The following is a 13,715-nucleotide window of genomic DNA, read 5'->3' as shown; positions in this document are numbered from 1 at the left end:
ACACATGATCGACACAAACGTACCGTTTCGTGGGAGCGCTCCCAAGAAGCTGTGCGGGAGGGAAATGATGGGTCTTCGGTTCGGCATCCTCGGACCGGTACGGATTTGGCGAGACGGCGCGATGGCGCCGCTGGGCACGACGAAACAGCGGCTCCTCCTCACCCGCCTCCTGCTGGAGCCGAACCGCGCGGTCTCCCACGACCGCCTGTTCAGCGCGTTGTGGGAGGACAGCCCGCCCAAGTCGGCCCTGGCCAACGTACGCAGCTACGCAAACCTGCTGCGCAAGGACCTCGACGGCCGCCTGCGGGCGAACCCGCCCGGCTACCTCCTCACCGTCGAGGCCGGTGAGCTGGACGCCACCGAGTTCAACGAGCGGGTACGGCAGGGCCGTGACGCGATGGCAGGCGACCGTTACGAGGAGGCTCTGGGATATCTGACCGCGGCGCTCGACCTGTGGCGGGGAGCCGCGGCCGAGGACCTGCCCAGGACCGTCGGGGTGGCCGCCCAGCTCGACGCGCTGGAGGAGCAGCGCTACATGGCGATCGAGGAGTGCGCGCGGGCCCGCCTGGCGCTCGGCAGGCACAGCGAGGTCATCGGCGGCCTCCGGGAGACGCTGGCCCTGCGGCCCACCAGGGAGCGGCTGTGGGGGCATCTCATGGTGGCGCTGTATCGCACCGGAGACGTGGCGGGGGCGCTGACGGTGTATGCCGAGGCCAGGCAGGCGCTCGACCGCGAGCTCGGCATCGAGCCCGGGCCCGAGCTGACCGAACTGCACCATCTCATGCTGAACCGGGATCCCCGCCTGAGCGGCCCCGCGCTGGGCTGGCGCCGCCGCCGCCTCCGCTGCCACCGCCGCCCCGTCCGCCTCTTCCCAGGCTCCGCATGACCGCCGCCGCCCGTGCGCCTCTTCCCGGGCTCCGCATGACCACCGCGGCTCCCGTGCCGCCGGGTCTCCGGTCTCACGGTCCCGGATGACCATCGGGGGACCCGGCCTCGGCGGACTGGTAGCCCTGGGCCTGCAGGGTGAACAGCCGCCGGTAGAGCCCGTCGAGCATCATCAGCTCTTCGTGCGAGCCCTGCTCGGCCACCTGCCCGCCGTCGAGCACCACGAGCACGTCGGCCTCCCGCACGGCCCCCAGCCGATGCGAGATCAGCAGGCTCGTGCGTCCGGCCCGATGCTCGAGCAGCCGGTTGTGGATCTCGGCCTCGGCCTCCGCGTCGAGCCCCGAGCTCGGCTCGTCCAGGATCAGCAGGTCGTGTCCGTCGCCCAGCACCGCCCGGGCCAGCGCGAGCCGCTGCCACTGCCCGCCCGACAGCACCACCCCGGCCTCGGCCTCGGGGTCGGGTCCGAAGAACATCCTGGTCAGCAAGGTGTCGTAGCCGCGCGGCAGAGCGCTGACCGCGTTGTGGACGCCGGCCTTCCTGGCGGCGGCCTCGATCCGGGCGGCGGAGGCGGTCAGGTTGTCGCTCCCCGCCACGTCGCCGATCGCGATGTTCTCGGCGGCGGTCAGGTCGTACTCCATGTAGTCCTGGAACACCGCGCCGATCCGGCCGCGCAGCTCCTCGGGGTCGAGATCGCGCAGATCGACGCCGTCCCAAAGGATCGTGCCCCGGTCTGGGTCGTAGAACCGGCACAGCAGCTTGACGATCGTGCTCTTGCCCGCGCCGTTCCTGCCGACGAGTGCGACCGCCGAGCCGTACGGGATCGTGAAGCTGACGCCGCGCAGCGACCAGGGATGTTCGGGGGAGTAGCGGAACCATACGTCGCGGAACTCGATGCCGTGCCGCAGCGCCGGCGGGGACACCGGTCGCGCCGGTTGCCGCAGGTCGGGCTCCGCGCCGGTCACGGCCAGGTAGTGGTCGAAGTTCAGGAGTTGCTGGTGCGCCATCGTGACCTCGCTGACCAGCGCGGCGAGCGCCGATTGCACGCCCACGATCGAGGTGGCGAGCAGGGCTATGTCGCCCGCGGTGAGCCGCCCGTCTCGTGCGGCGAGCAGCGCCCAGATCAGGCCGGCCCCGGCGATCACGCCGGACAGCAGCCCGAGCCCGCCCTCGACGCCCAGCTCGCGGCGGTCGAGGTGGCGGCGTTCCGAGTCGGCCGCGGCACGTTCGGCGTTCATCCTGGACCGGAAGTACCGGCCCGCGCCGAACAGGCGCAGCTCCTTCGCGGCGCGGACGCTGGTGAGGAGCTGCCGGTAGAACAGCTGCCGGCGCTCCATCGGCCCGATCCGCCACATCATGGACGCCCGCTGGCGTGACAGGCGCAGCTCGGCGGCCAGCGCGGGCAGAGCGGCCACCAGGACCGCGCCCGCCAGCAGCGGGTTGACGACCAACAGCGCCCCGAGGAAGCCCAGCACCGTGACGAGCCCGCGGCAGATGGCCAGCGTCCCGGCGACCACCGCGCTCGGGGTGGCGCCGCCCGAGGTGTGGGCGAGGCTCATCCGGTCCAGGAACGCGGGGTCCTCGAATCTGGCCAGGCCGGTGAAGCGCTCGACGCCGGCGAAGAGCCGGTCCTGAGCCAGGCGGCCGGTGCGGCGCTCGAGCTCCTTGCGTACGTAGCGGGAGACGTGCGGGAGCACGATCGCCGCCACGCCTGCCGCCGCCAGCGCCACGCCCACGGCCACCAGCGCGGACGCGCCGCTCTGCTGGTGGGCGATCACGTCCAGCGCCGACTTGGTCAGCAAGGCGGCGGTCACGGGCACGGCCGCTTCGAGCAGGGCCAGCACGGCGTACGCGAGGATGTGCCACGGGCCTGACCGCCAGGCCAGGCCGAGCGCGCGCACCAGGGCCGCGGGGCTGGCCTTCATCCGCACGTCCGGCCCTCCCGCCACCGCCGACCCGGCTCCGTCCGCCTCCGCTGCCTGCGCCACCACCGTCGACGCGCCGCCTGCCGAGGTGGCGTCTGCCGAGGTTGTGGGGCTCATCGGGGTGGGATTCGGCGTCACGGCGGCTATGCCCTGGCGAGTGCGACGACCTGGCCGAGCCGCAGCCCGCTGGCTAGGATCCGGCCGCCGCCGCCCACCAGCGCGAACACCGGGAACGCCTGCGCCCGCAGCGCCGACGTGACCGGCCCGTCCATGTCCTCGACCACCACGCGGGCGACCGGTTCCAGCTGCTCCCGCTGCGGCCCCGCCAGCCCGCCCTTCTGGTCGACGACCACGGCGAGCACCTGCTCGCGGGGGAACTTCGCGGCCATGTCGAGGAAGCCCGGCATCGCCTCGTGGCAGGCGTCGCAGCCGGGCGAGAAGAAGCCCACGAGGACCGGCTCGGTGATCAGCTCACTGGAGACGGCGGACCCGTCGGTGGCCACGGTGGTGTACGGCGGCGCGACCGAGCCCTCGGTGAGTATCGCCTGCCGCCCGTCGGCGGAGCGCGAGGCGAGGGCCTCGGAGTGCTTGCGCAGCCGCCGGATCACACCGACGGTCAGCATCAGGTTCAGCAGGCACAGGACGCCCAGGAGGATGACAAAGGTGACGAGGTAGGGCATGGCTGGACTCCAGGTCAGGAAGCAGGTTGATCAGGTCGTCGCCGAGTCAGGACAGGCGGCGGAGCACCACTCCGAGCAGGGTGCCCCCGTCGATGAGGCCGCACTGGCGGGAGTCGAAGCTGGCCGAGGGGTTGTCGCCCAGCACCACGAGCCGGTCCGGCGCCACCCGGCGATCCGGCACCACCGGCCGGACCGAGTCGGGGACGGGATCGCCAGGAAGCGCCACCGCTCGCTTGACCATCCAGCGCCGCTCGGGCGGCAGGGGCTCGCCGGTCTCCAGCCAGTCGGGCGTCTCGAACACGACGACGTCCCCGGCCGAGATCGTGGCCAGCCCGGTCCGCCTGACCAGGAGCCGGTCGCCCGCGTGGAAGGTCGGCTCCATGCTGAGGCCGGACACCACGACGACGGTGAGCCGGCGCCGCAGGACCAGAGGGGCCGCCAGGAGCACGGCGACGGCAAGGAGACCGGCCGTCCACGCGAACATGGTCATCTACGTGGCCGTCAGCCGCAGGTGTACTGCCAGGGACCGCACGACTCGCCGGTGGCGCAGGAGGCACCCCAGGTGCAGCACTTGCGGATCAGGCACGTGGTGCCCTCCCACCAGCACGGACACGCGGCCTGCGCCGACTGCTCAGGGAGCACCTTGGCCAGCAGCCAGTCGCTCAGCTTTCCGATCTTCATGTGAACCGCCTCTCGTCGGGCGTTTTTGGGATCACCGAAGACGTTAGAAACGGGCCTGACAATTCACATACCAGCGAGGTACGCCACAGATACATTCGGCGCGAGTCAGGGTTCGCGCTCACCTTGGACGAGGTCTAACTCCCGGGGACGGGGAACAGCCGGCGTACGCCTCCGGCCAGCCAGATCGTGCCCAGCCCGGCGTACACGGCCAGCAGCGCAACGGCGGGCGAGCCGATGACCGCGGACGTGACGATCGCGACCCCCAGCAGGCCCGCCCAGCCGTACAGGATCCCGCGCCCGCGGGCCGAGCCCGTGTGCGTGGCCTCCTGCACCGGGGTGACCAGCGCCATCACCGCCACCCCCGCCGTGCCGAGCGCCTCCTGGCCGAGCGCGATGCCCGCCGCGAGCACCGCCGCCCCGGCGAGGAGTAGGGCGCAGCTCGCCATGGCCGCGCGGGCCTCGACGCCCTCGAAGAGCAGGCGGGTCGTCCTGGCGCGGGCCAGCCGCAGCACGGTCACCGCCTCGGCCAGCCACGCCGCCCAGTGCAGCACCGCGATGAGCACGAACACGATGATGAGCGGCGGGATCGTGGGCAGCAGGAAAACCATCCGCCAGCCGCCCCTGAACCTGCGCAGGCCCGCCAGCATCCGGTAGAGGGGGTTGCGCTGCTTCAGCGCCGTCACCAGGAGCTCCCTGGCCGGGTCGAAGCCGGGCTCGAGCCGGAGCACCTCGCGGAACGCCTCGGCGGCCGTCCTGGGATCGCCGGCGGCCAGCGCCGCGCGGCCGTACACGAGGTGCGCGGTGGCGCTCTCCGGATCCAGCCGAACGGCGTTCGCGGCGGCGGCCCTGGCCTGCTCCGTCTCCCCGAGCTTCTCGTGGGCCACCGCCAGCAGGCTCACCAGATCCGAGACCTGCGGATCGATGGCCAGCCCGCGGCCGGCCGCCTCGATCACCTCGCGGTACTGGCCCATCATCAGGTGCGCGCGGGCCAGCAGCTCCCAGCCCGACGCCTGCTCGGGATCGTGCGCCAGTGACGTCCGCACGGAGGCGACGGTCAGGTCCGGCCGGTCGATGTCGAGGTAGACCTTACCGGCGATGTAGTGCGGGAAGGACTGGTCGGGCGCCAGCCGTACCGCCTCCTGGGCGGCCGACACCGCCTCCGCGGTCCTGCCCTGCTGGACCAGCGCGAGGCCGAGCAGCGAGTGCGCGGTGAAGTGGTCGGGCCGTTCGGTGAGCACGCCGCGCAGCTCCCGCTCCGCGTCGGCCGGGCGGCGCATCTCCAGCAGCGTGCCGGCCCGCAGGATCGACTCGCGCGGGTTCACCACTTGCCCTTGATCCAGGGCATCAGCTCGTCCCACGCGCCGGACTCGTTGGCGTGCAGCACGTAGTTGCGCGCGGTGGCCAGCCACTCGCGTACCGCCGTGGGCCTGACGCCCTGGGCGGCGGCCAGCAGGTCGCCGGTGGTCATCGGGATCGGGCGGCCCGCGCTGATCGACTGCTGGAGCTTGACCTCCACCGCGCGGTCCACCAGGCCCTTGAGGTCCGCGCCGACGTAGTGGTCTGTGACCTTCGCCACCGCGTCGAAGTCCATCTCGGCCAGCGGCTTGTCGCGGCAGAGGATGCGCAGGATGGCCGCGCGCGCCGCGGCGTCCGGCGGCGGCACGAACACGAGCTGGTCGAAGCGCCCCGGGCGGCGGAACGCCACGTCGATGTACCAGGGCGCGTTCGTGGCGGCCAGCACCAGCACGCCCTCGTTGGCGCTCTGGTCCACGCCGTCGAGCTCGGCCAGGAACTGGTTGACCAGTTGCCGGGTGTGCGCCTGGCGCATGTCGGAGCGGCGCGCGGCCAGCGCGTCCACCTCGTCGAAGAAGAGCACGCACGGGCGGTTGCGGCGGGCCAGGTCGAAGGTCGCGCGCAGGTTGCGCTCGCTGGAGCCGACGTACATGTCGAGGATGTCGGCCAGGCCGACGTTGACGAACGCCGCGCCGAGCTCGCCCGCCGCGGCCCTGGCCAGGTGGGTCTTGCCGGCCCCCGGCGGGCCGTACAGCAGGACGCCGCCGCCGGCGCGCTTGCCGTACGCGGCGAACAACTCGGGCTGCTGGATCGGCAGCAGCAGCTTCACCCGCAGCGACTCCTTGACCGCCTCCATTCCGGCCACGTCGGCGAAGGTCTGCTTCGACTTCTCCACCTCGGCCCCCGAAGGCGCGTCGGCTGGTGCGGCATATGCCGGTGCCGCGTAGGCGGGCGCGGCGGGCGGGGGCGGGGCGGTCAGGCGGGCGGCCAGTTCGGGATCGGCGACGGACGGGTCACGGGAGACCGCCTCGTGGTAGCGGTGACCAGCCCTGCCCGTGTCCCCCTCGCCGAGCAGCGCCCTGGCCGCGAGCACGCCCATGCGCGGCGGATATCCGGGTGTGGCAAGGAACGGCTCAAGCGCCGACAGCGCGGCGCTGTGGGCACTCTGCCGTACGAACGCCTCGGCCAGCCCCGCCGTGATGTCCGGGTCCTTGGGCGCGAGCACGAGAGCGGCGCGGAACTCGGCCTCCGCGTCGGCCAGATAGCCCTTGGCCAGGAGCTGCTCGGCGAGATGCCGCCGGAGAGGGAGGTTGTCCGGAGACAGGCGTGCCGCCTCGCGGAGCGCCTGGAGGCCGGCATCTTCGAGCACGTGCCTGGTCCCTTCTGTCACAGGATTCGGTCGTCCCTAAAACTACGCAGACTATCGAGATCCGGTGCATAGAGTGCAGCGTGGGGTGGTAGTGCTGGGTCTACCTCGGGTTCTCGCGGCAGCGCCCATGTGCGGACGCGCTCCGGTCGCTTGGATCGATGGCATGACGATCACGCACACGCTTCCCGGGCGCTGGGTCGAGGGCGCCGGTCTGGTGCTCGGCCCGTCGCTGCTCATCGCCGGGGTGCTCATCCGGGCCGGCGAGGGCGACTTCTTCCCCGACCAGCTCGCCGCCTACGCCGCGCGGCCGGACCAGATGGTCCTGTCCTACAGCCTGTTCGCGGCCGGGGTCGTGCTGCTGTGGCCCGCGGTGACCGCGCTCGCCCGCACGGTCGGCGCGAAGCACCCGGGCTGGGCGCGGTGGGGCGCCACGCTGGTGATACTCGGGCTGTTCGGGCGGGTCTTCCACGCCGGGGTGAGCCACCTGGCCTTCCACCTCGTGGACGCCCTCGGACTGGAGGCGGCGCAGCGGGCGGTCGCGGCCACCTACGGCGCGTTCCACGTGTTCAAGGCGGTCAACGTCTGCATCATGGGCGGCTGGATCGTGCTCGCCGTCGGCGCCTACCGCGCCAGGGCGCTGGGCGTGGCCAGGTGCGTCTGCCTGGCCCTGGCCGCCGGGCTGCCGCTGGGCGTGCTCAAGGGCAGCAGCGACCCGATCTCGCTGATCGCCCTGGCCGGGCTGGCGGTCGCCCTCGTGCCCCTCGGCGTCGCCGTGCTGCGCGACGGCCCCGCTCCCCGCTGGTGGGCCGTCGCCCTCACCGTCGGCCTGATCCCGGCCGCGTTCTTCTTGGGCCTGTCCGGCTGAGCTAGGCGGCCAGGAGCTTGACGATCGCCGCGACGCCGATGCAGACGATCACGCCGCGCAGGATCGGGGCGGGCAGCCTGCGGCCCACACGGGCGCCGAGGAAGCCGCCGATCATCGAGCCCAGCGCCACCAGCAGCACGGCGAGCCAGTCCACGTCGGCGACCAGCGTGTAGAGGACGGCGGCGGTGAAGTTCACCAGCAGGGCGAGCACGTTCTTGGCCGCGTTGATGCGCTGCAGGTCCTCATGCAGGAGGATGCCCATCAGGCCGATGAGCAGGATGCCCTGCCCGGCGCCGAAATAGCCGCCGTACGCGCCGGCTGCCAGTGTGCCCAGCCACAGCCACGGGCCGCCGTGCGTGCGCCCCGGGTGGGCGGCCAGCATGCGGCTGAGCCTGGGCTGGATCACGACCAGCACGCAGGACAGCGCGATCAGCACGCTGACGATCACGTTGAAGCTGCTCTCGGGCAGGTTGAGCAGCAGCAGGCCGCCGGCCAGCGAGCCGACGACGGAGGCGGGGGCCAGCCTGAGCAGCCGCTCGCGCTGGCCCTTCAGCTCGGGCCGGTAGCCCATGACACCGGTGAGGCCGCCGGGGACCAGGCCGATGTTGTTGGAGACGTTCGCGACGATCGGCGGCAGGCCGACCGCCAGCAGCGTGGGGAACGTGATCAGCGATCCGGACCCGACCACGGTGTTGATGCCCCCGCCCACGACGCCGGCTGCCAGCACCGCGACCATCTCCCAAGGTGTCATGCCATGAGACTTTAGGGCATGTCTTATCTTCTAAGACGAATGGTCCCGCCATGTGAGACGCATGGTGTGGAAAACCGCAGGTGGATCCGGGCGCGCACATCATTCCGCCGCCCTGGCCAGGGTACCTAGCGTTCCCGGTCATGATGGGAAAGTTGTTCGACGTCCCGCGCCGGGCGTCGGCGGGGGTGTGTGCCCTGCTCGTGCTCGTCGGAGTGATCATGTTGACCGTCATGGCGAACAGCACGATGCAGCCGCTGCCCGCCTCCGCGCCGGCCGGGGAGTTCAGCGCCGAGCGGGCCCTGCGCCACCTCGAGAGGTTCGCCACCGAGAGCCGCCCGATCGGCAGCCAGGCCGGTGACCGGGCCAGGGACTACCTCGCCGGGCAGCTGCGCGCGGCGGGGCTCGACGTGCGGGTCCAGCGGGCGATCGGCGCGAACCCGTCGACGGGGCTGGCGTCGTTCGGGCAGGTGGACAACGTCGTGGCCACGGCGAAGGGCGCCGATCCGACCGGGACGGTGCTGATCGCCGCGCACTACGACTCCGCGGCGATGGGTCCTGGCGCCTCCGACGACGCCGCCGCGGTGGCGGCGATGCTGGAGACGGTACGGGCGCTCAAGGGCGCCGCGCTCCGCAACGACCTGGTGCTGTTGATGACGGACGGCGAAGAGGACGGAACGCTGGGCGCCGAGGCGTTCGTCAGGGAGCACCCGCTGGGCCGCGCGGGCGGGGTCCTGCTCAACTGGGAGGCCAGGGGAGTGAGCGGCCCGTCACTGATGTTCGAGACGTCCAGGAAGAACGCCGGGCTGGTCGAGACGTTCGCGAGCGCCGTGCCGCACCCGCGCGGCGACTCCACGATGGTGGAGATCTACCGGCTGCTCCCCAACAACACGGACTTCACCCCGATGTCCAAGAGCGGCTTCACCGGCATGAACTTCGCCTACATCGAGGGCTCGTCGCGCTATCACACCGCCGACGACTCGCTCGCCCACCTCGACCGGGGCAGTCTGCAGCACCACGGCTCGAACATGCTGGCGCTGGCCCGCGCCCTCGGGAACGCCGACCTCCAGGCGCTGGCCTCCGACCACGACGTCACCTATTTCCGCGTTCTCGGGACCATGGTCACGTACTCGAACGCGCTCGTCTGGCCGCTGGCCGTGCTCGCGGTGGTGGCGGTGGCCGGGCTGGCGCTGCTCGCGCGCCGGCGGCGGCTGATCAGCCTGCCCAGGCTCGCCGCGGGCGCGGTGTCCGGCGTCGTGCCGCTGGTGCTCGCGGTGGCCCTGGCGCAGGGGCTGTGGGAGGTGCTGGTGGCCGCGAGGCCCGCGTACGACGGGATGGGCGGGCTGCTGCACCACCCGCGGGTGTTCCAGGTGGCCGTCGCGGTGCTGTCGGGGCTGGCGCTGCTCTGCTGGTACCTGCCGCTGCGCCGCCGCCTCGGGCCCGCGGCGCTCGCCGTCGGGGCGCTGGCCTGGCCTGCCGGACTCGGCCTGCTGTGCGCCCAGGTCGCGCCGGGCGCGTCGTTCGTGTTCACGCTGCCCGCGCTGTTCTGCGCGCTCGGCGGGACGGCCGCGATCCTGCTGCGTGGCGCGGTCCGGCCGGTGGCGGCGGCGACGCTGGGCACGGTCATGGCGGCGATGCTGCTGCCCGCCCTGGCCGGGAACGCGTTCGACGGGATGGGCCTCGCGCTCGGCGGGGCGCCCGCGCTGGTGCTGGCGCTGTTCGGGCTGACGGTGCTGCCGATCGTGGAGCTGTGCCTGCCGGAGCGGGTGCCGAGCCTGGTCCCTCTGGCCGCCGCCGGGCTCGCCGTGGTGCTGGTCGGCGGCGGGCTGGCCACCGACGGCTTCGACGCGGACGACCCGCTGCGCACGCACCTCGCGTACGTGCTGGACGCCGACGCCAGGACCGCGAGCTGGGTCAGCGCCGACCCGGAGCCGCCCGCCTGGACCAGGAAGTACGTGTCGAGCCATGACACGGCGAAACTGCCTCCCGGCTACGCCCGCGGCACCTCGCTCTGGACGGGACCCGCGCCGGTGACCAGGGCCGCCGAGCCCCGCGTCACCGTGCTTTCCCGCGACGGCGACACGGTCAAGCTCCGCGTGACCGCCGGCCGGGCGGCCCGCTCGGTCACGCTGAGAGTCGAGCGGCCCATCACCGGGGCGAGCGCCGCCGTGGCCGGCATGGCCCCCGTGAGCGTCGAGGTCACCGGCACGCGGGCCAACACCTGGCCCGGCGAGATCCGCTTCCGCGGCCTGCCCGATTCCGGTGCGGAGATCACCGTGCGAGTGCCGCGGACCGGCGGGTTCAGGGTGACCGCCATCGCCGAGACCGACGGACTCCGGCAGGTGCCCGGCTTCGTCCCGAGGCCGGCGGGTGTGGTGGCGGCGACGCGCGAGGACGGCGACCTGGTGGCGGTCACCCGTACGTACACGATCAGCGCGAGATGAGCGCCCGCTTGAGGATCTTGCCGGTGGGGCTCATCGGCAGCTCGTCCACGAACGAGATGCGCCGCGGATACTTGTAGGCCGCCACCCGCTCCCGCACGAAATCGCGCAGGTCCGCGCAGGTCACCGCGGCGCGTACGGCCACCACGGCCTCGATCTCCTCCCCGAGCCCCGGGTGCGGCACGCCGAAGACCGCCGCCTGCCGCACCGCCGGGTGCTCGTACAGGACCTCCTCGACCTCCCGCGGATAGACGGTGTAGCCGCCGCGGATGATCACATCGCGGCGGCGGTCCACCAGGTAGAAGTAGCCGTCCTCGTCCACCCTGCCGAGGTCGCCGGTGTGGAACCAGCCGTCGCGGACGGCCTCCGCGGTGGCGGCGGGGTCGTTCCAGTAGCCCTTCATCACGTTGGGGCCGCGCACGACGATCTCGCCGATCTCGCCGCGCGGCGTCTCGCGGCCGTCCTCGTCGACGATCTTCATCTCGATGCCCTTGATCGGCCAGCCGATGGAGCCGGGCCTGCGGTGGTGGCCGCCCCGGTTCGTGGCGGCCACGGGGGACGTCTCGCTGAGCCCGTACCCCTCGATGATCTCGCAGCCGAACCTGGTCTCGTACGCGCGCTGCACGTCCAGCGGCAGCGCCGCCCCGCCGGACGCGCGGACGCGCAGCATCGACAGGTCGGCGGCGCCGGGATGGTCGAGCAGCGAGATGTACATGGCGGGCACGCCGTGGAAGACCGTCACCCCGTCGCGCCTGATCACCTCCAGCGCCCGCCCCGCCTCGAACCGCCGCAGCAGCGTCAGCCGCGCGCCCGCGTGCACGGTCGCGTTGAGCGAGCACGTCTGCCCGAACGTGTGGTAGAGCGGCAGCGCCCCCAGAACCACGTCGTCCACGCCGAGCGCGTGCATGCGGGCCACGGTGGCGGCGTTGCCGCCCAGGTTCGCGTGGGTCAGCTCGATGCCCTTCGGACGGCCCGTCGTCCCGGAGGTGTAGTGGATGACGGCTGTGTCGCCGTCTCCGGTGGCGGCGATCTCCCGCTCGCCCGCCACGCCCCGCAGCAGCCTGCGGAACTCCTCGGGCACGACGAAGAAGCAGTCCGCCTTCGTGCCCGCCGAGCCCGCCTCGGCGGTCTCCGCGAACGCGTGCCAGGCGATCAGCAGCCGCGCCCCGCAGTCCCCCAGGTACGCGGCGATCTCCCGCCGCTTCAGCAGCGGGTCCAGCGGCACCACGATCGCCCCGATCCGCAGCACCCCGTAATAGACGACGCCGAACTCCGGCACGTTCGGCAGCATGATCGCGACCCGGTCGCCGGCGCCGATCCCGCGGCCCCGCAGCAGCCCCGCGAGCCGGGCGCTCAGCTCGTCGAGCCCGCCGTAGGTGAGCTCCGCCTCGTCCAGCGTGAGAACCGCTCTGCCGCCGAGTCGCCCGGCGGCGATGTGGAGCCGGTCAGCGAGGTTCATGGCAAGACCGTACGTCCGCTCTTCCTCGCCCCTCATCGGTCGCGGTGACCAGTCTTTCCCGCCCGGCATTGGTGGGGAGCGAGTCCTGCAGCGCGATCGCCACGAGCAGCTCGACGAGATCGCTGATCGAGCGCAGGCTGCGCCCCGTGCGCTCCTGGATCCGGCGCAGCCGGTATTGAGCGGTGTTCGGATGGATCTGCAGCCGCTCGGCAGCGGCCCGCAGGTTCAGGTCGGCGGCGGCGAACGCCCTGATCGTGGCCGTCAGCACGCCGCCCCGCGCCCGGTCCTCGGCCAGCAGCGCCGTGATGCGCGGGTCCACCAGGTGGCGGGCGGTGTCGTCGGCCTTCAGCGCCAGGTACTGGAACGGCGTGATCCGCGGCAGCGCCGCCACCCCGCCCTCCTCGGGCACGAAGTCCAGCACCGCCCTGGCCTCCTGGTACGCCTGCGGGATCTGCGCCGTCCCCGCCGACACCGTGCTGATGCCCATGGCCAGCCTGATCCCCTCGCGGGCCAGGCCCTCCAGCACCGCCTGCAGCCGGTCGCACAGCTCCTCGGGGCCGGTGCCGGGGCCGAGCACGGGGATCGCCACGATCTCCGACTGGCGCACGACCGACAGCGTACGGGTGACGTTCCCGCCGGTCCTGGCGATGGCCGCGCAGGCCGCGTGCCTGGCGTCGGCGCCCTCGTCGAAGGCCGCGGGCGGCCCGGCGAGCACGGCGATCACCACGAGCAGCGGCGTGCGCGCGTCCGGGGCGAGACCGTGGGCCTGCGCCGCCGCCAGCTCCCTGCCCCGCGTCGGCACGCAGCCCGCCAGCAGCGTCTCCAGCAGGTCACGGCTCTCGCGCACCGCCTCGGCGGCCGCGTACTGCTGGAACTCCATGTACGCGTTCGCCGTGTGCGTGCTGGCGAAGTCCGAGTACCGCATCAGCGGCGCAACCAGCGACAGCGCCGCCTCGCGACCGGCGTACGAGTGCCCGGCCCGCTCGACCACCGCCTCCCAGAAGACCCGCTGCCCGACCCTGAACGCGTTGATGTAGTCGGCCAGCGGCACCCCCGCCCTGGCCCGGCGCATGGCCGGCCGGCGGGTGAACGAGATGTCCCCGTGCGTGACCGTGCGCTCCTCCAGCAGCACGGCCAGCTTGGCGCGGTAGTGCCTGACCACGTGCTCCCGCACGTCGGCGTGGAAGTCCGGCCCCTGCGCCGCGTAGACCGGGATCTCCCTCAGTATCGCGGCGAGCGCGGCATCGGCCAGCGCGTCGACGTCGGTGAGCAGCTCGGAGAGAATCCGCGCGCGTTCCACGCGGACGGCTTCCACGGTGTACGAACCAGTGGACATGCCCGGGATGATCCATGGCCGTCGCCGGGAGGTCAA

The 13,715-nt window shown here is 72.7% G+C and carries 12 protein-coding genes; 3 read left to right on the top strand and 9 right to left on the bottom strand.

What is annotated here, in order from left to right; all coding sequences use genetic code 11:
* Window positions 1–64 precede the first annotated feature (64 nt).
* Complete coding sequence (locus ACIBVN_RS06150; protein WP_397133236.1) at window positions 65–886, top strand: BTAD domain-containing putative transcriptional regulator; 822 nt, start codon at window positions 65–67, stop codon at window positions 884–886.
* 73 nt (window positions 887–959) lie between these two features.
* Here the strand turns inward: ACIBVN_RS06150 and ACIBVN_RS06145 are convergent, their stop codons facing one another.
* The 6 genes from ACIBVN_RS06145 to ACIBVN_RS06120 form a co-directional block, all read right to left on the bottom strand.
* Window positions 960–2,924, bottom strand: a complete 1,965-nt coding sequence (locus ACIBVN_RS06145; RefSeq protein ID WP_397133234.1) for an ABC transporter ATP-binding protein — start codon at window positions 2,922–2,924, stop codon at window positions 960–962.
* Window positions 2,925–2,950: 26 nt separating this feature from the next.
* On the bottom strand, window positions 2,951–3,487 hold the full coding sequence (locus tag ACIBVN_RS06140) for a TlpA family protein disulfide reductase (protein ID WP_397133232.1): 537 nt from the start codon (window positions 3,485–3,487) through the stop codon (window positions 2,951–2,953).
* A gap of 46 nt (window positions 3,488–3,533) precedes the next feature.
* Window positions 3,534–3,977 carry a signal peptidase I gene (lepB, locus tag ACIBVN_RS06135; protein WP_397133230.1) on the bottom strand — a complete coding sequence of 148 codons (444 nt, stop codon included), beginning with the start codon at window positions 3,975–3,977 and terminating at the stop codon, window positions 3,534–3,536.
* Between the two features lie 11 nt (window positions 3,978–3,988).
* On the bottom strand, window positions 3,989–4,168 hold the full coding sequence (locus tag ACIBVN_RS06130) for a hypothetical protein (RefSeq protein ID WP_397133228.1): 180 nt from the start codon (window positions 4,166–4,168) through the stop codon (window positions 3,989–3,991).
* Window positions 4,169–4,302: 134 nt separating this feature from the next.
* Window positions 4,303–5,490 (bottom strand): tetratricopeptide repeat protein, encoded by a 1,188-nt coding sequence (locus ACIBVN_RS06125; RefSeq protein ID WP_397133226.1) that lies wholly within the window; start codon window positions 5,488–5,490, stop codon window positions 4,303–4,305.
* A complete protein-coding gene (locus ACIBVN_RS06120) occupies window positions 5,487–6,830 on the bottom strand; it encodes an AAA family ATPase (protein ID WP_397133224.1) in 1,344 nt (447 codons plus the stop codon). Before ACIBVN_RS06120 ends, ACIBVN_RS06125 begins: the two co-directional genes overlap by 4 nt.
* 163 nt (window positions 6,831–6,993) lie before the next feature.
* Between ACIBVN_RS06120 and ACIBVN_RS06115 the strand changes: the two genes are divergently transcribed.
* The gene (locus ACIBVN_RS06115; RefSeq protein ID WP_397133222.1) at window positions 6,994–7,695 is read left to right on the top strand and encodes a hypothetical protein; all 702 of its coding nucleotides are present in this window, start codon (window positions 6,994–6,996) and stop codon (window positions 7,693–7,695) included.
* Between the two features lies 1 nt (window position 7,696).
* On the opposite strand, the gene ACIBVN_RS06110 is transcribed toward ACIBVN_RS06115, so the two are convergent.
* Window positions 7,697–8,446 (bottom strand): sulfite exporter TauE/SafE family protein, encoded by a 750-nt coding sequence (locus ACIBVN_RS06110; RefSeq protein WP_397133220.1) that lies wholly within the window; start codon window positions 8,444–8,446, stop codon window positions 7,697–7,699.
* A 140-nt stretch (window positions 8,447–8,586) separates the two neighbouring features.
* Here ACIBVN_RS06110 and ACIBVN_RS06105 point away from each other — a divergent pair, with 140 nt between their 5' ends.
* A complete protein-coding gene (locus tag ACIBVN_RS06105) occupies window positions 8,587–10,887 on the top strand; it encodes a M20/M25/M40 family metallo-hydrolase (protein WP_397133218.1) in 2,301 nt (766 codons plus the stop codon).
* Here the strand turns inward: ACIBVN_RS06105 and ACIBVN_RS06100 are convergent.
* Both ACIBVN_RS06100 and ACIBVN_RS06095 read right to left on the bottom strand, forming a co-directional pair.
* Complete coding sequence (locus tag ACIBVN_RS06100) at window positions 10,874–12,343, bottom strand: long-chain fatty acid--CoA ligase (protein ID WP_397133216.1); 1,470 nt, start codon at window positions 12,341–12,343, stop codon at window positions 10,874–10,876. The genes ACIBVN_RS06105 and ACIBVN_RS06100 overlap by 14 nt on opposite strands.
* A complete protein-coding gene (locus ACIBVN_RS06095) occupies window positions 12,330–13,679 on the bottom strand; it encodes a PucR family transcriptional regulator (RefSeq protein WP_397133212.1) in 1,350 nt (449 codons plus the stop codon). The genes ACIBVN_RS06100 and ACIBVN_RS06095 overlap by 14 nt, the downstream gene beginning before the upstream one ends.
* Between the last annotated feature and the right edge of the window lie 36 nt (window positions 13,680–13,715).

This window comes from Nonomuraea sp. NPDC049400 (genome assembly GCF_044466425.1).
GTDB lineage: Bacteria > Actinomycetota > Actinomycetes > Streptosporangiales > Streptosporangiaceae > Nonomuraea.
The sequence above is the reverse complement of the archived record's forward strand: the minus strand, read 5'-3'. Positions and strand labels throughout refer to the sequence as shown.